The sequence below is a fragment of the Gordonia terrae genome, from assembly GCF_001698225.1.
Taxonomy (GTDB): Bacteria; Actinomycetota; Actinomycetes; order Mycobacteriales; family Mycobacteriaceae; genus Gordonia; species Gordonia terrae.
In genome coordinates, this window is the sequence record NZ_CP016594.1 from 3,213,187 (window position 1) to 3,239,359 (window position 26,173).

A 26,173-nucleotide genomic window follows, 5' to 3' on the forward strand; every position below is an offset into this window, starting at 1 on the left:
TCAGGGAGCCGCGGGGCCGTCGCCGGCTCGCGCCTCGGCCGCGGTGATCGCGGCGTCGATCCGCGGTCCGATCTCGACCAGTGCGTCACTGCCGACGATCCCGAGGTGATCGGCGTCGACATCGACCCGGGTGATCCGTCCACCGAGGAATGGCGCCCAACGTCCGGACGTTCTGTCCGGATCCGCGTCTCCGGCCGCGGCGACGACGAGCATCGCGTCACCGTCGTAGGGTCGGGGCCGGTGGTCGACGGTGCGCCGGGCCGACGTCGCCATCCGCTGCAGCATGCGGTCGAACGCATCGCCGTCGAGCAGGCCGAGTCCGGTGACCCGCTCGCGGATCGCGGCAGCCACGGCAGCCGGATCGTCCGACGTCGCCACCGCGTCGACGTCGATGACGGCCTGCCACCCACCGAGCAGGTCCGCGACCGTCGACCGCGTGTCGTCCGGTGACACCTCCGAAACCCCTGCCGCGTCGTCGATCTCGAGTTCGTCGCCGACGGCGGGATAGCTGTCGAGGAGCCCGAGGAAACCGACCTCCGCACCCCGCGCACGGAGTTCGGCGGCCATCTCCTGGGCGATCAAGCCACCGATGGACCAGCCGACGAGGTGGTAGGGGCCCTGCGGAACGATCTTTCGGATCTCGGCCACGTACCGCTTGGCGAGGTCACGGATCGACGCGTCGGCCGTGTCACCGACCACGACGAAGGGGTCCTGTAGACCGAAGACCGGCCGGTCGTCGAGATACGGTGTGAGACCGGCGAACAGCCACGCCAGACCATCGGCCGGGTGGACACAGAAGACCGGGGCGCGACCGCCTTCTGCTCGCAGCGGCACGACCACCTGGTCCCCCGGGGCGCCCGTGGCGGCCGGGTCCTCGTGGGCGGCGAGCCGGGCGCCGAGATCGCGCGGCGTCGGTCCGGCGAAGACCCATGCGACCTCGACGGGCACACCGGTTCGCCTGCGCAACAGCGACACCAGCCGCACCGCGGACAGCGACGTTCCGCCCAGATCGAAGAAGCCCTGGTCCGCGTCCACCACCGGGTTCCCGGTGATCTCCGCCATCGCCTCGGCGACAGCCACCTCCCATCGTCCGGTCGGCGCCGCGGATCCGGCATCGTCATGCCCGGTTCCGCCCCCTTCCAGAAGTGCTGCGATCTCGCGGCGCCCCGGTCGGCCGTCCGCCCCGGCCGGGATCGCGTCGACGACGCCGATCGCAGTGGGAACCCAATGCGCGGGCAGCACCTGCGACAGCGCACGCCGGAGCTCGGGCACGCCCAGGTCGCCGTCGGCAACGACCCAGGCACCCACCTCGACGCCGTCGGCTGTCAGCGCACTCACGACGGCGGCCGCGGCCACGCCCGTCATCTCGGCCAACGCTCGCTCCACCGCATCGAGATCGATTCGCCGACCGTCGATTCGGGGATGCCGCGCGACCGGCCCCAGGATCTCGGGCCGTGTCGTGGACGCGTCGACCCACCGTGCTCGTAGGCCGGTCGGCGCCAGCGCACCGTCGTCGCCGCGCTCGTGCAGCTCGCCCGGCACCCGTGGCGGCACCGCCCGGCTCGCGCTGTCGAGGATCACCGGCCCTCCATCCTCGGCAACGGTCGCGTCGGCCGCGACCAGCGGGACACGATCCACGACGGTGTCGAGATCGCCGGTGACCGCGTCGAGCATGCGGAGGAAGACGTCGCGTATCGTCGCGACCGTCTCGACATCGAACAGTGCTGCGGCATAATCGAACTCGCCGACCAGCTCGACGCCGGTGCCGACCGGCCGTTCCGCGAGACCGAGTGTCAGATCGACCTTGGCGGGCGGCGGCCCCGGTTCGACGGGCACCACCTCGAGACCGTCCACGGTGAAACCCGCTGCCTCCGTACCGGAACCCGGCCCCGGAAGCGGGGTGTCACCCGAGGACTCGGCGAGGTAGTTGATCATGACCTGGACGAGCGGCGCGTGGGCGGTGGAACGAACCGGCGTGAGGTGCTCGACGAGCGTCTCGAACGGGATGTCGGCGTGTGCGAACGCCGCGAGATCGACGTCGCGGACCCGATGGAGCAGATCCCCGACCGTGTCCTCGGCCCGCAGCGGGGTCCGGAGCACGACGGTGTTGACGAACATGCCGATGAGTCCCGCCGTGGCCGCGTGACCGCGTCCCGACACGGCGGCGCCGACGCTGACGTCGTCCACGTCGGCCACCCGCGCCAGGGTGAGGACGAACGCGGCGTGACAGACCATGAACGGGGTCATCCCATGTGCGCGTGCGGTCGCCATGACCGCCGCGCTGCGCGGCTCGCCCAGTTCGAGGGGTAGGCGGCCACCGGTCGGGTCGGCGACCGGCGGGCGCGGACGGTCGCCGGGCAGCTCCAGCGCAGCGGGAACACCGGCCAGTGTCTCGGCCCAGAACGAGTACTGCGCGGCCATCGGCGACATCGGGTCGTCGAAGTCCCCGAGCACCTCGCGCTGCCAGAGCGCGTGATCGGCGTATGCGATGTCCGGGACGTCGATCGACCCGCCCGAAGGGCCTCCGCCACTGCGGTATCCGCCGAGAACCTCCGCCGCAAGTATCGACAGGGACGCCGCATCGCCGGCGATGTGGTGCAGGACCAGCACGACCCGATGCACCGGCGGCGTCGTACCCTCCGCCGATACCGCCGAGATCACCACCCGCAGCGGCAGTTGCGTCGACACGTCGAATCCCTCCGTGCACCACGCCATCGCGTCCGCGGGCGTGCCGACCGACTCCCAGCGCAGTTCGTCCGCGGCCGTCGCCGGATCGAGGATGTGCTGCGCGGGCACGCCGTCCTCGCCGAGCGGGTAGACGGTTCGCAGGGGCTCATGACGGGTCATCACGGCGACCACCGCGGCACGCAGCGCTTCGACATCGAGGAACCCGCGGATGTCGAGGGCGACGGGCATGTTGTACATCGGGGATGTCACGTCGAACTGGTTGATGAACCAGAGTCGTTGCTGCGCATACGACAACGGGATACGGGCGGGTCGTGGACGCGCGACGAGGGGATGCCCGGCGACTCGGCGTCGTGCCAGGGTCCGCGCGAGGTCGCGGACCGTCGGGGCGCGGAAGAGGTCGCGGACATCGAGGTCGGTGCCGAGTTGTTCGCCGATCCGGGCGACGACGCGCATCGCGGCCAGCGAGTTGCCACCCAGGTCGAAGAACGGCGCTGTCACCGAGATCTCGGCGAGTCCCAGAACCTCGGCGAAGACCACCGCGACCGCGCGTTCGGCGGCGTCGGCCGGTGGCACCATCTCGGTCGCGTCGTCGCTCGGCGCGGGGAGGGCCCGGCGGTCCAGTTTGCCGGTCGCGGTGATCGGGACCGCATCGAGGATCACCCATCGAGTGGGATGCATGTACTGCGGCAACGATTGTCGGAGGTGTTCGCGGATCACTTCGAGGTCGACGTTGCCGGCCACATACCCGACCAGCGCATCGCCCGCCGGACCGCTCCGGACGGTGACGGCGGCATGGGTGACGCCGTCGACGCGGGCCAGAACGGTCTCGATCTCCCCGAGTTCAATGCGCTGCCCGCGCAGTTTCACCTGGAAGTCGGCTCGGCCGAGATACTCGAGAGCGCCGTCGGCATCCCAGCGCACGAGGTCGCCGGTCCGGTAGAGCCGTCCGCCCGTCGGCCCGGTGGGATCGGCCACGAACCGTTCGGCGGTGAGATCGGGCCGGCCCGCGTAGCCGCGCGCCAGCTGATCCCCGCCGACGTAGAGCTCGCCGACCACCCCGGCCGGCGCCGGGCGCATCCTGTCGTCGAGCACCCACGTCGTGGTGTTCGCGTTGGGCCGTCCGATCGGAACGACCGCGTCACCGGGAGTGAAGCGATACGCCGTCACCTCGACGGCGGCCTCGGTCGGGCCGTAGAGATTGTCGATGTCGGCCTGCGGGGCCAACGCGGCCATCGCCTCGGCGGTCGCCGCGGGCAGGGCCTCACCGGAGGCGTTGATCCGCCGCAGCGACGACAGCGCCTCCCGCCGCTGCGGGCGGTCACCGATGTACTCGACGAACGCCGCCATCATCGACGGCACGAAGTGGACGGAGGTGACCCGATGCCGCTCGATCTCGGCGAGGACGTGGGCCGGGTCCACGTGCCAGCCGTCCTCGACGATGACCAGGCGCGCGCCGGCCATCAGCGGTTCGAACAGTTCGGGGACGGACACGTCGAAGGTGACCGGTGTCTTGAGCATGACCGCGTCATCAGGACGCAGCGGGGAACGAACCGACATCCATGCCAGGCGGTTGAGCACGGCACCGTGACTGACGGTGACGCCCTTGGGCGTTCCGGTCGATCCGGAGGTGAACAAGGTGTAGAGGGCGTTGCCCGGATACGGACGACGCAGTTCCGTACCCGGACGCGAGATGCCGTCGAGCGGTCCGCTTCCGTCGACGACGAGTATCGGCGTGGCCAGACCGGACAGCGCCGGCGGGCGGACGTCCGCCGTCAGCACCATCGCGATCGATGCCGAGTCGACCATGGCCGCGACCCGATCGGTCGGCGTCGTCGGGTCGATGCTGACGTAGCCGCCGCCGGCCATGACCACGGCATGGATCGCGAGTACGAGTTCGACGGAACGCGGGATGCACACGCCCACTGCGACATCCGGACCCACGCCGTGGGCGCTCAGGGTCTCCGCGAGCCGGGTGGTCCGGTCGAGGAACTCGCAATAGGTCAGCGTCCGATCGCCTGCCACGAGGGCGATCGACTCCGGCGAGCGTCGCGCGGCGGCCACGATCGCATCGGTGACGGTCGTCCACGGCACCGGCAGGTCAGGTCCGGACACGAGTGCGGCGATCCGCGCGCGCTCGTCCTGGTCGGTCAGATCGATGGCACCGACCGCCAGGTCGTCAGCGTCGACGACCGCCTCCAGAACCCGGGTCAGCCGGATGATCGCCGTCCGCGCGGTGTGCTCGTCGAACAGGTCGGTGGCATAGACGATCTCGACGGCCCACGGACGGTCGGGCCGGATCGTCACCGCGACGGTCAGGTCGAGCTGGGTGGTGTCGGTGGACACCTCCACCGGTTCGAGGGCCAGCGCCCGCGATGGCGATGCGACGGTTCCGGTCGCGTCGTCACCGTCGCGATCGTGCAGCACCGACAGCATCACCTGGCTGATCGGGGCGAACGCCTCCGACCGGACCGGGGCGAGGCGATCCACCAGGTATTCGAAGGGGACGTCGGTCCGCGCGAGAGCGTTGACGTCGTCGACGCGCACTCGGTCGAGGAACTCGCCGACCGGCGTCCGCGGGTCCACGTCCAGGCGCAGGACCACGGTGTTGACGAACATGCCGACGAGGTCATCGAGGTCTGCGTGCCCGCGTCCGGCGACCGGTGTCGTGATCACGATGTCGCGGGTGGCCGACAGTCGCGCCAACATGATCGACAGAGCCGCGTGGACGACCATGAACTCGGTGGCGCCGTGTGCGCGGGCGGTGGCCGCGATCCGCGCCGGCAGATCGGCCGGGAGGTTCGCCGTCACCCGACCACCACGCTGCGACGCCACCGCCGGTCGCGGGCGGTCCGTCGGCAACGGGAGCAGGTCGGGGATCCCCGACAACCGGTTCGTCCAGTAGCCCACCTGCCGACCGAGGATGGACTCCGCCGAGTCGATGTCCCCGAGCGCCTCCCGCTGCCACAGAGCGTGATCGGCGAACTGGATCAGTGGTGCCTCCACCTCGGTGGACCGCCCCTCGGCACGTGCCAGATACGCACCCCACAGGTCGGCGACGAGCGGACGCATCGACTCGCCGTCGGCGGCGATGTGATGCAAGACCACGACCAGGATGTGCTCGGTGTTCTCGACCTCGACGAGTCGGACTCGCAGCGGGAGCTCGGTGGTGACGTCGAACGTCGCATCGCCCACAAGCCCGGCCGGATCGATGGGCCCCGAGGTCGCCGCGACGATCTCCCAGCGCAGTCGGGCCCGTGCCTCGTCGATCGGCAGGATGTCCTGCCGGGGTTCACCGCCCTGCGCCGGGAACACGGTCCGCAAGACCTCATGGCGGGCGAGAACGTCGACGACGGCGTCGTGCAGGGCACGTCGATCCAACTGTCCGCGCAGGCGGACGGCCAGCGGGATGGTGTAGGCACCCGACTCCGGGTCGAGCCGGTTGAGGAACCAGATCCGTTGCTGCGCATACGACAGTGGGATGTGCGCCGGCCGCGGATCGGCGCGACGCAACGGCGGCGGTCGGTACGCGTCGTCATGGGCGGCGTCGATGCGACGCGCCAGCCGGCGCACCGTGGGCGCCTCGAAGACGTCGCGGACCCCCACGCGCACCCCGAAGGCGTCCCCGGCGCGGGCACTGACGCGCGTGGCCGAGAGCGAGTTGCCGCCGATGGCGAAGAAGTCGGCGGTCACCGAGATGCCGTCGAGGCCGAGGACGTCGCCGACGACGGTGGCGAGTACCCGCTCGGTGTGGGTCGACGGCGGCACCCGTTCGGCGTCGGTGGCCGACGGTTCGATCGCGGGGAGCCGAGTGCGGTCGATCTTGCCGATCGGGCTGCGCGGCATGGACTCGAGGACGGTGAGGGCGCCCGGCACCATGTGCGACGGCAGGTGGACGGCGAGATGCTCCCGCAGCGCGGATGTCAACTGTCGCACCTGGACCCGGCCGGCACCGGGATCGACGGGTTCCACGTAACCGGCCAGCGAGGTCACCGGGTTCCCGACGCCGATGACCGCGGCCGTCCGCACCTCGGGGTGTGCGGTCAGGACGGCCTCGATCTCACCGAGTTCGAGGCGCTGGCCGCGCAGCTTGACCTGGAAGTCCGACCGGCCCACGTAGGTCAGTTCGCCACTGCGGGATCGTCGTACGAGGTCTCCGGTCCGGTACATCCGTGCCCCCGGCTCACCGGCCGGGGCGGCGACGAAGCGCTCGGCGGTCAGGGCCGACCGCCCCTGATATCCGCGCGCGAGTTCGGGTCCGGCGAGGTACAGCTCCCCGACGACACCCGGAGGTACCGGATGCAACCGCTCGTCCAGGACGACGGCGCTCGCACCGGGAACCGGGCTGCCGAGATGGACCGGCTCGTCTACGCCGATCGGGGCCGAGGTGACGCTGATGATGGTGGTCTCGGTCGGTCCGTAGCCGTTGTGGAATCGCACATGCGGGGCCCACCGGTTCTTCTCGGTGTCGGGGACGGACTCACCGCCCACGAGTACGTCGGTCATCGGCAGACGCCCGGGGTCCGGCAGCGACGCCGCCACCGAGGTCACCAGGAAGGCGTGCGTGGTCGTGTTCGTCGTGATGAAGTCCGCGAGCTCTCGGCCGCCGTAGACGTCGGCGGGGGCGACGACGAGCGTCCCGGCGCTGCCGTGGGCGCCGAGCACCTCGAGCATGGCGGCGTCGAAGGCCGGCGAGCTGATCCCCAGCCAGCGCGACTCCGGCCCGGAGCGGTGCCGGTCGCGCAGGACCGCGGTGACGCCCGCCAGCCCGCGGTGCGTCACCAGCACTCCCTTGGGGGTTCCGGTCGACCCCGAGGTGAAGATCATGTAGGCGCCGGAATCGGGCGTCACCGGACGACGGCGACGAGGCAGGGCGATAGCGGGACGCGACCGCAGGTCACTGACGCGCGCCGGATCGAGCAGCAGTCGCGCCGTGGACGCGACCGGGCCGGCGCCCAGTCCGTCGACAGTCCCATCGGTGAGGATGAGTGCGGCATCCGCGGCCGCGAGGACGCGGGCGATGCGCTCGGCCGGGTACCGGGGATCGATCGGGCAGTACACGGCACCGGTCTTGGCCACCGCCCACAACGCCAGTTGCGCGGTCGCCGACCTCGGGAAGGCGCACACGACCACATCCTCCGCACCGATGCCGCGCTCGATCAGCGCGGCCGCGAGATGCGAACTCGCCGAATCGAGTTCGGCGTAGGTCCAGGTCTCCCCGCCGGTGGTGGCGGCCGGGTCGACGACAGCCGGATGGCCCGGCCGCATCCGCGCCGCACCGACGAGCAGGTCCGGGAGGAGCGTCGGATCGGGATCGGGGTCGCCCGACACGACCGGCACCATCTCCTCGTCGCCGGTCAGCAACTCGAGGTCACCGACCGGGCGCGTGCTGTCCTCGACCGCGGCGGCCAGCACGCGGACGAATCGCTCGGTGAGCCGGCGGGCGGCGGGTTCGTCGAAGAGGTCCGTCGCGAAGGTGAGGGAACCGCGCCACGGTGACCCCGGAGCCGGGTCGGTGAGCACACCCAGGGTGAGGTCCAGCTTCGCCGAGTTGTCCGCGACGGCAACGGGTTCCATGTCGAGATCGGCGACGCCGCCGTCGGTTGCGACGGGATCGGCGACTTCGGAGGTGGTCAGCAGCACCTGGACCAGAGGTGCGTGGGATGCGGCGCGGGTCACACCGAGTTCGTCGACCACGTCGTCGAACGGCACGTCGGCGTGATCGAGCGCATCGAGGTCCACCTCGCGCACAACCCGCAGGAGGTCGGCGAATGACCGTCCGGGAACGATCGGGGTACGCAGCGCAATCGTGTTGACGAACATGCCGATCAGGTCGTCGGTGTCGCCGTCCCGGCCCGCCGCGGCGGTACCGATGACGACATCCCGCGTCCCCGACAACCGGCCCAGCACGGCGGCCAACGCCGCGTGCAACACCATGAAGGCGGTCGCGTCGCCGTTCCGTGCGACTGCGCCCACCCCCTGCGCGACCCGCCCCGGGATGACGAAATCGACTGTCGCGCCGCGCATGGTCGGTGTGACCGGACGCGGATGCACAGTCGGTAGATCGAGCAGAACCGGCGCGCCGTCGAGTTGCCGCACCCACCACCGACGGCGTTCGTCCTGCTCGCCCGCACGCCCGGCCGACCGCACGACATGGTCTGCGTACTGGATCGGCAGGGGCATCCAATCCGGCCTCCGACCGTCACGTCGCGCCGCATACGCGGTGAGCAGATCACGTGACAGCGCTCGACCCGACTCACCGTCGGCCGCGACGTGGTGAATGCTGATCACCAGCAGCGCACCCGCGCCGGGTTCGACATGGGCGCGAGCGCGGAGCGGCAGGTCGCGGGTCAGGTCATAGGGTTCCGTGGTCACGGCCAGCGCCTCGGAATCAGACTCCACGGTCGCCCAGTCGAACGTGGAACCGTCGATGCCGGAATCCCCCGGGTTGACGTCGCGGATCAGCTGTTCCGGTCGCCCGTCGCGGCCGATCGGGTAGGTGGTCCGCAGGATCTCGTGGCGGGCGACCACGTCGGCGATCGCGCGACGAACGTGCTCGACGTCGACCTCGCCGCGAATGCGGAAGGCGAACGGGATGATGTACGACGCGACGTCGGGCTCGTACTGGTTGATGAACCACATACGCTGCTGCGCACTGGACAGAGGTACTACGGAAGGGCGGGGCACCACGGAAGGTCGGGGCACCACGGCGGGACGGCCGACCGCCGGTGTGACGGTGTCGGCGAGGGAAGTGTCGACGAGGCGCGCCAGGTCGCGGACCGTCGGCGCGTCGAAGACGTCCCGGACCCGTACCGTCATGCCGAGCATCCGGGAGACGCGGGCCGCGAGCCGGGTGGCGGCCAGCGAGTTGCCGCCGAGGTCGAAGAAGGTGTCGGTCACCGACACCGAGTCCGGGGCCGGCAATCCGAGTACGTCGGCGAAGACACCGGCGATGGCGACCTCGGTGTCGGTGTCGGGTTCCACCCGCGCTGCGGAGACGAAGTCCGGTGCGGGCAGCGCCTTACGGTCGACCTTGCCCGCCGTGTTCAGCGGCAACGCATCCAGCACGACCCACGACGTGGGACGCATGTACGCAGGTAGTTGCTCGGCCGTCGCGCGCAGCGCCTCGACCTCGACGCCCGTTCCGGTGACGTGAGCGACGAGTTGCTGTCCCGCAGGGAGTTCCATGACCGAGACGACCACCTGGGCGACACCCGGGGTGGTGGCGAGGACGGTTTCGATCTCCCCCAACTCAACCCGCTGCCCCCGCAACTTCACCTGAAAATCAACACGACCCACATACTCCAACTCACCCACACCACTCCACCGCACCCGATCACCCGTCCGATACAACCGCACACCCACCCCACCAAACGGATCCGCCACAAACCGCTCCGCAGTCAACCCCGCCCGCGACGCATACCCCCGCGCCACCTGCACACCACCCAGATACAACTCACCCACCACACCCACCGGCACCGGACGCAACCGCGAATCCAACACCCACACCGACACATTCGGCACCGCCCGACCAATCGGCACCACCACCTCACCACCAGCCACCACATACGACGTCACATCCACCGCAGCCTCAGTCGGCCCATACAAATTCACCACCCGCACCGACGGCACCAACCCCCGCAAACCCTCCACCGCACCCACACCCAACGCCTCACCCGAACAAAACACCTCACGCAACGACCCCAACCCAGCCACACCCCGCCGACCCGAACCCACAACACCCGAATCCCCCACACCCGAATCCCGCAACGCATCCACAAACACCGACAACATCGACGGCACAAAATGACACACCGACACCCCGAACCGCTCCACCACCGACGCCACATACCACGGATCCCGATGACCACCCGGCTCCGCCACCACCACCGACGCACCAACCATCAACGGCCAAAACAACTCCCACACCGACACATCAAACGACACCGGCGTCTTCCACAACACCACATCCCGCTGCTCCAACCCGAACAACGACTGCATCCACCCCAACCGATTCACCACCGCAGCCTGCGACACCGTCACACCCTTCGGCCGCCCCGTCGACCCAGACGTGAACAACGTGTACACACCCGCACCACCCGGCACCTCCCCCACACCCGACACCACCCCACCCAACAACCCCGCACCCCCAACACCCGAAAAACCCACCCCCTCACCACAATCCACCACCAACCGCCGCACACCCCCAACACCCTCAACGCCAGAAAACACATCACCCCCACCCACATCACCCGCACGCACCACCACCACACCCACACCAGCCGTCGACAACATGAACCCCACCCGCTCCGCAGGCGCATCCACCTCCACCGGCACATACCGACCACCCACAGCCACCACCGCATGCACCGCCACCAACAACTCCAACGACCGCGACATCACCACACCCACAGCCGAATCCACACCCACACCCAACCCCGCCAACTCCCGCGCCACACCCCCCACCAACCCACCGAACTCCCCATACGACACCACCCGCTCACCCACCCACACCGCCACATCACCCACCGACAACCCCACCCGCTCAGCAACCACCGACCCCACCGAACGACCCGACCACCCCAACCCCACACCCACACCACGCGACCAACCCTCGATGGCCGCGCGCTCCCCCTCGTCCACGAGATCGATGTCGCCGACGATCACCTCGGGATCGGCGAGGCCCGCGTCGAGAACATCGACGATGCGGGCAGCGACGCGGTGCGCCGTGCGCGCGTCGAAGAGGTCGGTCGCGTAGACGATCCGGCCGGCCAGCGAGGCGAGGGCACCATCGGGGTCCCGGTCGGCGGTCATCCCGATCATCAGGTCGAACCGGGCGGCCGGCGGACCGGCATCGACGGGCGTGAGCGTCAGGCCCGGTGCCGTCAGTTCCCCCACCGACGTCTGCTCCAGGGTCAGCAGCACCTGGGCCAGCGGGGCGAAGGCCTCGCTGCGAGTGGGTGCCAGCGCCTCGACCAGGTACTCGAAGGGCACGTCCGCCGCCGCGAACGCGTCGAGATCGGTGTCCCGCACCAGCCGAACCATCTCACCGAATGTCGCCGCGGAATCGACGGAGGTGCGCAGCACCAGGGTGTTGACGAACATCCCGATCAGGGCGTCGAGCTCGGCCCGCCCACGGCCGGCGACCGGCGAAGCCACCGCGATGTCCGAGGTACCCGACAGACGGGCGAGCACGACGGCGACCGACGCATGCAGCACCATGAAGACCGTCACACCGTGGGTCCGGGCGAATTGCTCGATCCGAGGCGCCAGGCCATCCGGGAGATCGAACTCCACCACCGCACCGCGGTGAGACGCCACCGGCGGCCGGGGCCGGTCGGCGGGCAGTTCGAGGACCTCGGGTAGGTCGGCAAGCCGACTCCGCCACCAGCGGGCCTGTCGACCGAGCTCGGAGGCCGGGTCGTCCACCGAGCCCAGTGCCCGCTGCTGCCACAGGGCCACGTCCGCGTACTGCACCGCCAGCGGAGCGCGGACCGGCGCGACACCGGCGACTCGAGAGCGGTAGGCCTGCAGGAGATCGTCGACGAGCGGCACCATGGACTCGCCGTCGGCTGCGATGTGATGCACGACGACGACCAGCACCTGGTCGTCGGGACGGTCCCGAGTCGGGACGGAATCGGCGATCCCCGCCCGGATCGGCAGGTCGCGGGTGACGTCGAACGGTTCCGCGGACAACGTGTCCACGCCGGTGTTCCGCCACCACTGATCGACGGTGATCTCCGATGCCGGGGCAACGTCCTGCCACGGCCGGCCGTCGGCGCCTTGCGGGTATCGCGTCCGCAGGACCTCGTGCCGCTCCATCACATCGGCCAGCGCCGCGCGGAGAGCGACCACGTCGAGACGCCCCTGCACGCGCAGCGCGATCGGGATGTTGTAGGCAGATGACGTCGGGTCGAACTGGTTGATGAACCACATGCGCTGCTGTGCGGTCGACAGCGGCGGACGTGTGGGACGCGGGACGGACCCCAATTCCGTTGTGTCCGTGACCGGGACGATGCCGGCCCGGCGACCCCCGCGATCGACGAACATGGCATCGACATACGCGGCCATCGTCCGCACCGTCGGCGCGTCGAACAGTTCGCGCACGCCGAACCGGACACCGAAGACGTGCGCGATGCGCGCGGCAACCCGAGTTGCCGACAGCGAGTGCCCGCCGATCTCGAAGAAGCTGTCCACCACCGAGATCGCCGGGGCGTCCCGCTCGCGCCCGAGCACCTCGGCGACGATGGCCAGGATGGCTCGTTCCGTGTCGGTGTCGGGTTCGACCCGTGCAGCGGAGACGAAGTCCGGTGCGGGCAGCGCCTTACGGTCGACCTTGCCCGCCGTGTTCAGCGGCAGCGCATCCAGCACCACGACCGTGTCGGGCACCATGTACGACGCGAGCCGGCGGGCAGCGTGCTCTCGTATCCGCGGTACCGCAGACCCCTCCGGGCCGGCGACATAGGCGACCAGTCGGTCGTCGCGCACCACCACCGCCACGGCGACCACGTCGTCGGCGCCGGCGAGGACGGTTTCGATCTCCCCCAACTCAACCCGCTGCCCCCGCAACTTCACCTGAAAATCAACACGACCCACATACTCCAACTCACCCACACCACTCCACCGCACCCGATCACCCGTCCGATACAACCGCACACCCACCCCACCAAACGGATCCGCCACAAACCGCTCCGCAGTCAACCCCGCCCGCGACGCATACCCCCGCGCCACCTGCACACCACCCAGATACAACTCACCCACCACACCCACCGGCACCGGACGCAACCGCGAATCCAACACCCACACCGACACATTCGGCACCGCCCGACCAATCGGCACCACCACCTCACCACCAGCCACCACATACGACGTCACATCCACCGCAGCCTCAGTCGGCCCATACAAATTCACCACCCGCACCGACGGCACCAACCCCCGCAAACCCTCCACCGCACCCACACCCAACGCCTCACCCGAACAAAACACCTCACGCAACGACCCCAACCCAGCCACACCCCGCCGACCCGAACCCACAACACCCGAATCCCCCACACCCGAATCCCGCAACGCATCCACAAACACCGACAACATCGACGGCACAAAATGACACACCGACACCCCGAACCGCTCCACCACCGACGCCACATACCACGGATCCCGATGACCACCCGGCTCCGCCACCACCACCGACGCACCAACCATCAACGGCCAAAACAACTCCCACACCGACACATCAAACGACACCGGCGTCTTCCACAACACCACATCCCGCTGCTCCAACCCGAACAACGACTGCATCCACCCCAACCGATTCACCACCGCAGCCTGCGACACCGTCACACCCTTCGGCCGCCCCGTCGACCCAGACGTGAACAACGTGTACACACCCGCACCACCCGGCACCTCCCCCACACCCGACACCACCCCACCCAACAACCCCGCACCCCCAACACCCGAAAAACCCACCCCCTCACCACAATCCACCACCAACCGCCGCACACCCCCAACACCCTCAACGCCAGAAAACACATCACCCCCACCCACATCACCCGCACGCACCACCACCACACCCACACCAGCCGTCGACAACATGAACCCCACCCGCTCCGCAGGCGCATCCACCTCCACCGGCACATACCGACCACCCACAGCCACCACCGCATGCACCGCCACCAACAACTCCAACGACCGCGACATCACCACACCCACAGCCGAATCCACACCCACACCCAACCCCGCCAACTCCCGCGCCACACCCCCCACCAACCCACCGAACTCCCCATACGACACCACCCGCTCACCCACCCACACCGCCACATCACCCACCGACAACCCCACCCGCTCAGCAACCACCGACCCCACCGAACGACCCGACCACCCCAACCCCACACCCACACCACGCGACCAACCCTCGACCGTCGAGCGCATGGCCGCCGGCATCGGATCGAGCGCCGCCACCGGCAGCGTCGGATCGTCGAGCACCGCATCCAGAACATCGGTGAGCGTGGCCGCGACCACCTCGGCGACCCCGTCGCCGACGAGGGCCAGGTCCGCCTTGACCGTCAGACAGAGGTCGTCGCCCTCCGGCGCGGCGATGAGTGCCAGCGGATAGTGCGTGGCATCGGCGGTACTCACGTCGCGGATCTCCAGGCCCGAGGTCCGTGACCCCTCCACCACCGTGTCCACGTCGACGGGGTACGACTCGAAGACCACGAGGGTGTCGAAGAGCCTCGGATGCCCCGTCGCGGCGGTGATGTCGCCGAGTCCGACGAACTGGTGGTCCAGCATCCGCGCCCGCGCGCGGTGCAACTCACCGATGAGTCCGGCCAGCGTCTGACGCGGATCGACGTCGGCTGCCACCGGCACGGTGTTGATGAACAGCCCGATCATGCCGTCGGCACCGTCGAGATCGGCGGGCCGCCCCGACACCGTCTCGCCGAAGACGACCCGCTGCTCCCCGGTGAAACGGGACAGCACGATCGACCACGCCGCATACAGCACCGTGCTCGTCGTCGTGCCCAATCGGCGCACGGTTCGTTCCACCGCCGCCCGGCGGTCCGCGGGAACCCGGACGGTCACCTCGTGGCGGCGGGGTCCATCGTCGGCGCCGGGGTGTTCCTGCGGAGCGAGCAGGGTCGGTCCGAAGTCGACGAGATGTTCACGCCAGGCGGCCACGGCGGCCTCGCGGTCGCGTCCGTCGAGCCACGCGAGGTAGGACTCGAAGTCGGCGGCCGGTGTGATCGCCGGCCGGCCCAGATGTGCCGCGAGGAGGTCGGCGACGAGGATCGGGCCCGACCAGCCGTCCAGGATGATGTGGTGCGCGGTGATGACCAGCGTGTGCGCCGGACCCGTCACCGTGTCATGCGAGACCGCGGAGAACCGGATGAGCGGCGGGTCGTCCAGTACGAACGGGCGGCGCAGATCCTCGTCGGCGATCCGGACGATCCGCGCTGCCGCCTCGGCCATGCTCAGATCCGTCAGGTCCACCCCACGGAAGTCCGGCTCCGTGACCACGGGATCGTCGCCCGGCGGAACGACCACGACCAGACGGCCGGACGGAGTGCGGGTGAAACCGGAACGCAGGACGCGTTGCCTGGCCAGCAGTTCCCGGATCGCCGGCAGGATGGTGTCGACGGGATGATTGCCGTCGAACTCGATGATCGACTGGGTGACATAGGGATCGGCGCCGACCAGGCGCTCCGCCTCGTAGAACAGGCCGTGTTGCAATGGCGTCGGCGGCCAGATCGCGTACCCGACGCGCGAGCGTGGGGTGCTCGACCGGGTGGCGAGCACATGGTCGATGTCGGACTGATCCAGCCCGCCGATCACGTCGGTTTCGCTGAGGCCCGGATCGCCCACGTCGTCGACATACGCGGCGAGCGACGACAGCGCCGCCTCCCAGCGATCGGCGATACCGGCCAGAGCGGACTCGTCGAACACTCCCGCCGGCGCGGTGAGGTCCACCCGCAGTTCACGACCGCGTGCAGTCGCCAACGAGCCCGCCGTCACAGTGAGTGCGGCCAGCGCAACCATGTCTCCGCGGACCGACGGTGGAAGGGAGGGCGCGTCCGCCACCGGTGCAAATTCCGTTGCAGCCATGTCGATATCGACATCCACGGGAACATTCGTCCCACTCGCTCCGCTCCCGGCGCCGCCACCACTCGGCCCGCTCGCTCCGCGCCCGGCGCCGGTGCGATTCGGCCCGCTCGCTCCGCTCCCGGCGCCGGTGTGATTCGGCCCGCTCGCTTCGCTCCCGGCGCCGGTGCCATTCGGCCCGCTCGCTCCGCTCCCGGCGCCGGTGTGATTCGGCCCGCTCGCTTCGCTCCCGGCGCCGGCACCCAGCAGACCCAGATAGTTCACCGTGATCGGCGGGAGGGGCCGACCCCGCAACGGTGAGTCGGGACGCGACCAGCGCAGTGGGCCGAAAGCGATCCCGTTGTCCGGCATGCGGGCCTGGGTGTCCTTGAGCGCTTTGACCATCGCCGCCAGCCGACGACCCGGGGTGGCGTCGGCGGCGGTCTCGACCGGGCCGGTCGAACTCCCGGCCCACGCGACTCCCGGGACATCGACACTCACCGGGACGAACGAGGTGAACCACCCGACCGTCTCGGCCAGGTCGGCGCCGGACGCGATGCTCTCGTCGCGGCCATGGTTCTCGATCATCATCGACACCGGATCCGAGGCCGGCACCGACTCCCGGACCGCGAGCGCGAGCGCTGCGGCCAGCACGGTGTCCGGGCGCGCGCCGAACGACTCGGTGACCGTGCCCAGCACCCGCTCGGCGAGACCGGGCTCGACGCTGCGGATCACCGAGACCGTGGTGGCGAGTCGGTCCCGAGCTCGGTCGATGGTCAATTCCGGCGGCGCAGGTGGCAGTTGTCGCGTCCACCAGTCGATCTCCGCTGTCCGGTCGGCGAGTTCGGCCAGGACGCCCGACCAGCGCCGGAACGAGGTGCCCGACGCGGTGAGGGCCGGCGACTCCCCGTTGCGGTACTGCCACCACGCGCGACCCAGACCCGACACGATGGTCGGCCACGAGACGGCGTCGACACCGAGATGGTGGGCCGCGACGACCACCCGGCCGGTACCGTCGGCGAACCGGACACCGACCGCGGCGAGCAATCGCCCGTCGGCCGGCGACAAGGTCGCCAGAGCTCGCGAATGCGCGGCGCGGATGGCGTCGTCCACCACGGGCGACGAAGTCGTCCCGGCGCCGGGGACGTCGTCACGGTCGAGGATCTCGACCGTGAGGTCACCGGGGTCGCCGTCGCCGGCCAGGATCGTCGGGGAGCCATCGGCGTCGAGGCGCAACGACGCGGTGAGCATCGGGTGGGCCGCGGCGACCGCGGTCACCACCGCCCACATCGCCGGCTCGTCGGCCTCGGCAGGAAGTGTGAGCACGGTGCTCTGCGAGAAGTCCGCGATGTCGTCCGGTTCGTCGGCGAGTTCGAGCATCCACGCCGCCCCCGGTGTCAGCTCGACCGGACCGACTGCGCCGCCGGGCAATTCGTCGAGGACAGCGACCGGCTCCGTTCGTGCGGCGCCGGCGAGCTCACGGATCGTCGACGCCGTGAACACATCGCGCGGGGTGAGGTGCAGCCCCGCTGCGCGCAACATCGACGTGAGCCGGATGGACGCGATCGAGTCCCCGCCGAGTTCGAAGAACGAACGGGTCAGCGGCACGTCCTCGAGCCCGAGCACCGACGCGACGATGGCGGCGACCATCTGTTCCGACTCACCGACGGGAGCAGAGTCGCTGTCCTCGGTCCCCGACAACAGATCGAAACGCGGAAGGGGCAGCGACTTGCGGTCCAGTTTGCCGGTGCTGCCGAGCGGGGCCTCGGTCAGCGAGACCCAGTGGGTCGGACGCATGTACGCCGGCAGCGACGCGGTCACCGCCTCTCGTGCGCGTCCGACGACCTCATCCCCGTTCGTTCCGCCGCCGTCCGGCGCGATGAGGTAGCCCACCAGGTGTTCCGAACCGCCCGGGGCGCTCGCGACGGTGACCACGGCCTGGCGGACACCGTCGACCGTCGCCAGGACCGCCTCGATCTCACCGAGCTCGATCCGCTGACCGCGGAGTTTGACCTGGAAGTCGCTGCGTCCCAGGTACTCCAGGTCGCCGGCGCGGTTGCGTCGGACCAGGTCGCCGGTTCGGTACAGCCGCGCTCCGCCGCCGGCGGGATCGGCGACGAAACGCTCGGCGGTGAGGTCGGGCCGGCCTGCGTACCCGCGCGCGAGCTGGGCACCACCGAGGTACAACTCACCGGTGATGCCGGCGGGCACGGGACGCAGCCGCGCGTCGAGGACGAACGTCCGGGTGTTCCACACGGGTCGCCCGATCGGCACCACCACGGCGTCGGGGTGCGGCGTCGCCGCGGTGACCTCGACGGCGGCTTCGGTCGGACCGAACAGGTTGGAGATGCGAACATGTGGGAGCGCGGCGCGCGTCGACTGCAGCACGGCCTGCGGCAACGCCTCACCGGAGCAGTAGAGGTGGCGCAGGGTCGGCAGGAGTGGAGGCCCGGCGCCGGGAGCGGAGCGAGCGGGCTGGAGTTCACCGATGAAAACCGCGAGCAGCGAGGGCACGAAGTGCACCGTGGTGATCTGTTCGGCATCGATGAGGCGCGCCATTGAGTGCGGGTCCAGGTGCGCGTCCTCGGGCGCGATGACCAGCCGGGCGCCGGTCAGCGCGGGGGTCAGGAGTTCGGGCACCGACACGTCGAAGGTGACGGGTGTCTTCAGCAGGATCGAGTCGTCCGGTCCGATCCCGAATTCGTCCACCCCCCACCGCAAGCGGTTCAGCACCGCGCGGTGACCGACCGTGACGCCCTTCGGCCGGCCGGTCGAGCCCGAGGTGAAGATGGTGTAGGCCGCGTGCTCGGGGCGCAGCACCGACCGGCGTTCGTCGTCGGCGACCGGCACCGTGTCGAGGGCAACGGGGCTTCCGGCGTCCACCAGGAGGGTGCGCGGGACAACGCGTGCGGCGGGTACCCGTTCGTCGCATACCAGCGCGATCGTCGCGCGCGAGGTGTCGACCATGTAGCGGACGCGGTCGGCCGGTGCATCGGGTGCCACCGGCATGTACTGTCCGCCGGCGGTGAGGACCGCATGGACCGCGACGACCAGTTCGACCGAGCGGGGCATGCACACCACGACGCAGTCCTCCGGGCCGATCCCGAGACCGATGAGTTCCCGTGCGAGAGCGGCCACCCGCGCGGCGAACTCGCGATGGGTGAGAGAGCGCTCGCCGCAGCGCAGCGCGATGGCGTCCGGAGATCGCAGCTGGTCGGCAGCCGCGATCGCCGCCGGCACCGTGAGGTCCGGCAGGACGACGGCGCGTCCGATCGAGAGGTGTTGCTGGGCCGCGGCTTCGGCCGTCGTGAGGATCGGGATGTCGGCGACCGGGAGGTCCGCGTCGGCGGCGAGGGCGGCGAGGGCCGAGGACAGCGCCGAGGAGATGGTCTCCGCGGTCGCCGCGTCGAACAGCGCGGTGGTATAGGTGATCGAGCCGGCCAGCCCGCCGTCCGAGGTCTCGCGGAAGCCGATGGCGAGGTCGAACTTCGCGACGGTGTCCTCGAGTTCGACGAACTCGGCGTCGAGATCGTCGAGTGCACCGAGGGTGGGGTCTCCGTTGACGGTGTGGACGAGCAGGACCTGCGCGAGCGGTTCCACGTTCTCGATCCGACGCGGGTCGGCGGCGTCGATCACGCGCTCGAACGGGACGTCGGCGTTGTCGAATGCCGCGAGGTCGGCGCTCTTCACCTGCTCGAGCAAGGCGGCGACGGTGAGGTGCGGCTCGACGTCGACCGACAGGACGACGGTGTTGACGAACATGCCGATCAGCTGGTCGATCTCCGCACGGCCGCGGCCGGCGACCGGTGTGGCCACCGCGATCCGGGTCGTCGACGTCAGGCGCGCGAGCACCGCGGCGGTGGCCGTGTGGGCCACCATGAACAGGGTGGCTCGTCGGGCCGCTGCTCGCCGCCGCAGTTGCGTGACGGTCGACGCCGGCAGCGACCACCGCACCGTGGCCGCCCGCCCGTCGGGCACGGCGGGACGGGGCCGGTCCGTCGGCAACGGGAGCACGTCGGGCAGGCCGGTGAGCCGTTCGGCCCAGAACCGCAGCTGTCGTGCCATCAGGGATTCGGGGTCGGAGGCGTCACCGAGCCGGTGTCGTTGCCACACCGCGTAATCCGCGTACTGGAACCGCAGGGCCGGCCAGTCCGGCGCCCGACCCGATCGTCGCGCCCGGTAGGCGCGGGCGATCTCCGCCGCCAGCACCGGCGCCGACTCACCGTCGGCGGCGATGTGGTGCAGCGCGATCACGAGTACGTGTTCGGTCGGCGACACGGAGACGATGCGAGCACGCACCGGCAGGTCGGCCGTCACGTCGAACGCGGCTGCGACGAGCTCGTGGATCTCCTGGTCGACGCCCTCGTCGGACGATGGGACGGCCCGCGGCGTGATCACCGTGTGGCCGATCGAGAGCCGTCCCGCCCAGTCGTCCAGCACGAGCGCCACGGGTTCGACACCGACCGGCACGGCGCCATCGGGCCGTCCGGCCCCGTTCGCCACGGCGTCCGAGGGATCGGCGGCGTCGGCGTCGGGAGTCTCCGTCGGATAGACCGTGCGCAGCACCTCGTGCCGGTCGACGACATCGAGGATCGCCGCGCGCATCGCGGGCACGTCGAGGTCGCCGCGCAGGCGGACCACGATCGGGATCACGTAGGCGGTTGACTCCGGGTCGAACTGGTTGAGGAACCACATCCGGCGCTGCGCGTACGAGAGGGGCACCGGGTGCGGCCGGCGGATGTCCTCGAGTGCCGGCAGGTCGCTGCCGGCGTGTTCCCCGGCGTCGACGGCGGCGGCCAGCGCGCGGACGGTGGGCGTCTCGAACAGCGCCCGCACCGATATCTCGACGCCGAGTGCGACTCCCAGGCGTGCCATGACCCGGGTCGCCGACAGCGACGTCCCGCCGAGATCGAAGAACGACTCCTCCGCCGACACCTCCTGGGCGTCGAGTCCCAGCACCTGGGCATAGACCGCCGCGACCGTCTGCTCGGTCGCCGTTTCCGGCGGGACGTGGACCTCCCCGCCGAACCGCGGCGTCGGCAGTGCTCTGCTGTCGAGCTTTCCGGTGGCCGTCAGCGGGATCTCGTCGAGCGGCAGGATGGCGGTTGGCACCATGTGGGCGGGCAGCCGACGCGCCGCGTGGGCCGCCACTTCCCCGGGGTCGGGCGCGACGCCGGCGACACCGTGGACCCAGGAGACGAGGACCGTCTCTCCCGACGTCGGGTGCTCGACTCCGGCGGTCGTCGAGAAATCCACCGACTCGTGCTCGCCGAGGACGGCGTCGATCTCACCGAGTTCGATCCGGAAGCCGCGGATCTTGACCTGGAAGTCGCTGCGGCCGAGGAAGTCCAGCGCCCATCGACCGTTTCGCATGCGCCACCGGACGAGGTCCCCGGTGCGGTACATCCGCTCTCCTGGCGCACCGAGCCCGGTGGTTGTGAACGGGGCCGCGACGAACCGTTCGGCGGTGAGCACAGTCTGGCCGAGGTAGCCGGCGGCGAGCGCGGAACCGGCCAGGTAAAGCTCACCGGTCACCCCGGCCGGAACGGGATGCAGGCGCGGATCGAGCACCGCGACGGTGATCCCGGCGATCGGACCGCCGATGGTGACCGGTGAGTCCGGGCGCATCGGTTCGGACGACGTCGCCCAGATGGTGGTCTCGGTGGGGCCGTAGAGGTTTCGCATCACGCGACCGGGCGACCAGGCCCGGACCAGTTCCGGCGAGCAGACGTCGCCGGCCACGCAGATGACCTCGAGATCAGGGAAGCCGCCGGCAGACGACACCTCCGACTCCGTGTCGGCGAGCACGTCGGACACCGTCGCCAGCGCGGTCGGGGTGATGGTCGCGTGGGTGACGTGCTCCCGGCGCAGGATCGCCGCGAGTTCGCCGCCGCCCGTCACTCCGTCCGGTACCACGACCATCGTCGATGCGGCCGCCACCGCGACCAGTGTCTCGAAGACCGCGGCGTCGAAACCCGGTGCCGCGAAGCGGAGTACGCGCGCGGACGGCGTGAGTTCGAATCTGAGGCGGGCATCGGCGACCAGGTCGGCCAACCCTCGGTGCGTGACCGCGACGCCTTTCGGCCGGCCCGTCGACCCGGAGGTGAAGATGACGTAGGCGGTCTCGTCGGGTCTTGGACGAGTGGTCGTCTCGACTCCGGTCGAGACGTTCCCGGGCACGCCGCCCCCGGCCTCGTCGATCCTGAGGTGGTCCTCGACGATGATCCATTCCACCGGCGCCGGGAGCGGAGCGAGCGGGCCGAATGACACCGGGCCGGATGGCGACAGCTCGGCGACGACTGCGGCCGAGGTGATCCCGAGGCGGGCGTCGACGGTGTCCAGCATGTGGCGCAGGCGCTCGACCGGCAGGGCGGGATCGATGGGCGCCACGGCCGCACCCGTGCGCGCGATCGCCCAGAACCCGACCGTGCCCGCGAGCGATCTCGGTGTGGCCAAGGCGATCACGGTGCCCGGTCCGGCGCCGCGCGCTCGGAGTACGGCGGCCAGCCGTCGCGTCTCGGCGTCGAGGCGGCCATAGGTCAGGTGCCGTCCGTTCTCGGTGACCGCGACGCCGCCGGGGTTCATCGAGATCGCCGCGTCCAACAGGTCTGCCAGGGTCGACCGCGACGACGCCACGCCCGGCGCGGCGACCACCGCGCCGGATTCGTCGTCCCCGGTGGGCAGGTCACCCACTGGCAGGTGCGGGTCGACCGCGGCGGCTCGCGCGAGGGCGACCATCCGCCGGAGGAATGCGTCCACGGTGTCGGCGTCGAACAGGGCGGTCGCATAGGTGATGATCACGCGGGTGTCGTCGTCGGCGGGGCGGCCCGGTTCGTCGAGGACGGTGACCTGCAGGTCGACCTTGGCCGTGGTGACCGGAGCCTCGATCTCGGCGACCACGAGATCCGGCAACTCGACCGCGGGCCGAGTCGCGTTCTGGAACGCGAGGGCGACCTGGACGAGGGGCGGATGTGCGGTGTTGCGCACCGCGACGACCTCGTCGACGACGGTCTCGAACGGGAGGTCGGCGTGATCGAGTGCGGCGACATCAATGTCGCGGATGACGTCGAGCAGGTCGTCGAACGCGACGTCACGAGGCACCCGGCTTCGCAGCGCGAGCGTGTTGACGAACATCCCGATCAGCGGATCCAGATCGCGCTCGCCGCGCCCGGCCACCGGGGTCCCGATGACGATGTCTTCGCCGGCACCGGACCGGACGAGTGTGACCGCGAGCAGCGCGTGGACGACCATGAACATCGTCGCGCCATGTCGGCCGGCCAGATCTCGCAGACTGTTCCAGGTGACCGCGTCGAACGTCGAGGACACTTCCGCACCCGAGTCGTTGCGGACCGGCGCCCGCGGCCGATCCACCGGCAACTCGATGAGCTCCGGTGCCCCCGCCAGACCGGCGCGCCAGTACTCGAGTTGATGCGCCGCGAGCGACGTGGGATCGGCGGTGTCCCCGAGCCGCTGGTGCTGCCACACCGCGTAGTCGGCGTAATGGACCGGCAGCGGCGCCCAGCCGGGCTCCCGCCCGGCCAGGCGTGCCTCGTAGGCGGTGACGAAGTCGGTGACCATCGGCGCGACCGAACCACCGTCGCTGATGATGTGATGCACCACCAGGACGAGGATCATGTCGTCGTCGGCGACGCGGAGCAGCCGGGCCCGGACCGGCGCGATGTCCTCGAGATCGAAACCCCGGCTGGTGATCTCGGCGATAGTGGCGGAGATGTCGGTCTCGTTTGCGCCGCGCATGTCGATCGGGGGCACCACCCGGACGTCGTGTCGGGTGTCCCCGGCCGGTGCGATCACCTGCTCGGGGACGCCGTCCACCGACACGAACCGCGTGCGGAGCACCTCGTGCCGGACAAGCAGATCCGCGAGCGCGGCGGCGACCACCACCGGGTCCGGCGAACGCCGGCCGGCGCCGGGACCCGGGTTCGGCGCGGCACTCAGGCGGAGGACCGCCGGGATGAGATAACCGGCCCCGCCCGGGTCCAGGGTCTCCAGGAACCAGATACGCCGCTGCGCGGGCGACAGCGGGAGCACCCCGTCGCGGTCGACCCGAGCCAGCGGAATTCGGCGCCGGGTCAGCGGATGCGCGGGGGCACCGGACCCTTCGGACTCTCCGTCGTCCTGATCGTCGATGACCGCCGCCAGACCGCGAACCGTGGGATCGGCGAACACCACTCGCGCGGAGACCGTGGTGTCGAACCGCTCGGTTGTCCGGGCCGCCACCCGGGTTGCGGTCAGTGAGTTTCCGCCGAGATCGAACAACGAGGTGGTGACTCCGACGTCGCTCACGCCCAGGATCTCGGCGACGAGCTCGGCCAGAGCGGCCTCGGTGGCGGTGGCGGGCGGCTCGGCGACGATCGGGCCGTCGTCCCCGGACGCCGGGTCGGGCAGGGCGCCTCGATCGAGCTTGCCGTTCACGGTGAGCGGGAGTCGCGGAAGCCGGACGAACCGGGTGGGCACCATGTAGTCGGGCACCGCCGTCGCGAGTCGCGCACGGATCTCGTTCTCCGGCAGCGTCATCGCCCCGACGGAAGACGAGCCGTGGACACCGGCGGTGGCCGGTTCGCCGCTTCCGTCGGTGGTCACCAGGTAGCCGACGAGGTGTTCGGTGTCCCCGAGCGTGCGGATGTCCGCCCCCGCCGCATCGACACCGTCGAGCGCCGACATCGCCGATTCCACCTCGCCGAGTTCGATGCGGAAGCCGCGGAGTTTCACCTGGCCGTCGCGTCGTCCCACGAATTCGATGGACCCGTTGCGGGACACACCGACGTCGCCCGTGCGATACATCCGGCCACCCGGCGGACCGAACGGATCAGCGACGTACCGCGTGGACGTCTGACCGTGCCGGTGCAGGAATCCACGGGTGACCTGCGTGCCCGAGACGTACAGTTCGCCGGGCACCCCGTCGGGCACCGGGGCGAGCCGACCGTCGAGCACGTGCACCCGCGAACCGAGCAGCGGCGTCCCGATGTCCGAGGCGGTCGCCCCGTCGACGAACGCACGCGTCAGTTCGCGGCGGGTCATGTAGACGGTCGTCTCGGTGGGACCGTACATGTTGTTCAGCTGCGGACCCGCGACGTCGGCGCCGGGACGGGTCGCCGACCCGTCGTCGGCCCGGTCCGACTGCCACTTCCGCACCTGCTCGTAGTCGAGCAGCTCTCCCGAGAAGTGCAGTCGCCGAACGGACTCGGGCAACCGTCGCCCATGGGGCGGGCGAACGACCGCGGCGAACTGATAGAACGACGACGGGGTGAAGTTGACGATCGTGACCCCGTGCCGGTCGAAGGCCTCGACCACATCGTCGGGGGCGCGTGTCGTCGCGTGATCGAGTACGAGGAGATGTCCACCGGCGCGCAGGGCGGCCCAGATCTCGCCCACCGACACGTCGAATGCGTACGAGTGGAACAACGACCACACGTCCTCGGGAGTGCTCTCCACGACGGTGTCGAGGGCTGCCAGCAGCGACACCACGTTGTCGTGGGTGACGACGACGCCCTTCGGCCGTCCGGTGGATCCGGAGGTGTACATCACGTACGCACACGCCTGCGGACTCACATGATCCGGCAGCGGGGACGGCGATGCACCGCCCGCGCGGATCTCGTACTGCGCCAACAGGTCCTGCGGTGTGCACAGCGGCGCGGACATCGCCGCCCAGGCCTCGACCGTCTCGGCGTCGGCCAGCACGACCACCGGCGACGCGTCCTCGACGATCCCGGTCAGCCGCGCGACCGGGTGGGTGCGATCGAGGGGCAGATAGGCCGCGCCGGTCCGCAGGACCGCCAGCAGCGCCACGACGAGGTCCGCCGATCGCGGCAGCGCGACGCCCACGAGGGTCTCGGGTCCCGCACCGCGGGCGGCGAGGGCGGAGGCCATCGCCTCCGATCGCTCGTCGAGTTCC

General features: G+C 70.4%; 1 protein-coding gene (cut by a window edge). It reads right to left on the reverse strand.

Annotated features, from left to right (window positions below; genetic code table 11):
• Positions 1-26,173 carry the 3' portion of a non-ribosomal peptide synthetase gene (locus tag BCM27_RS14510; RefSeq protein WP_068884386.1) on the reverse strand. Its footprint extends 440 nt past the window's final position, so the window shows 26,173 of its 26,613 coding nt (coding positions 441-26,613); its start codon lies beyond the right edge, outside the window; the stop codon is at positions 1-3.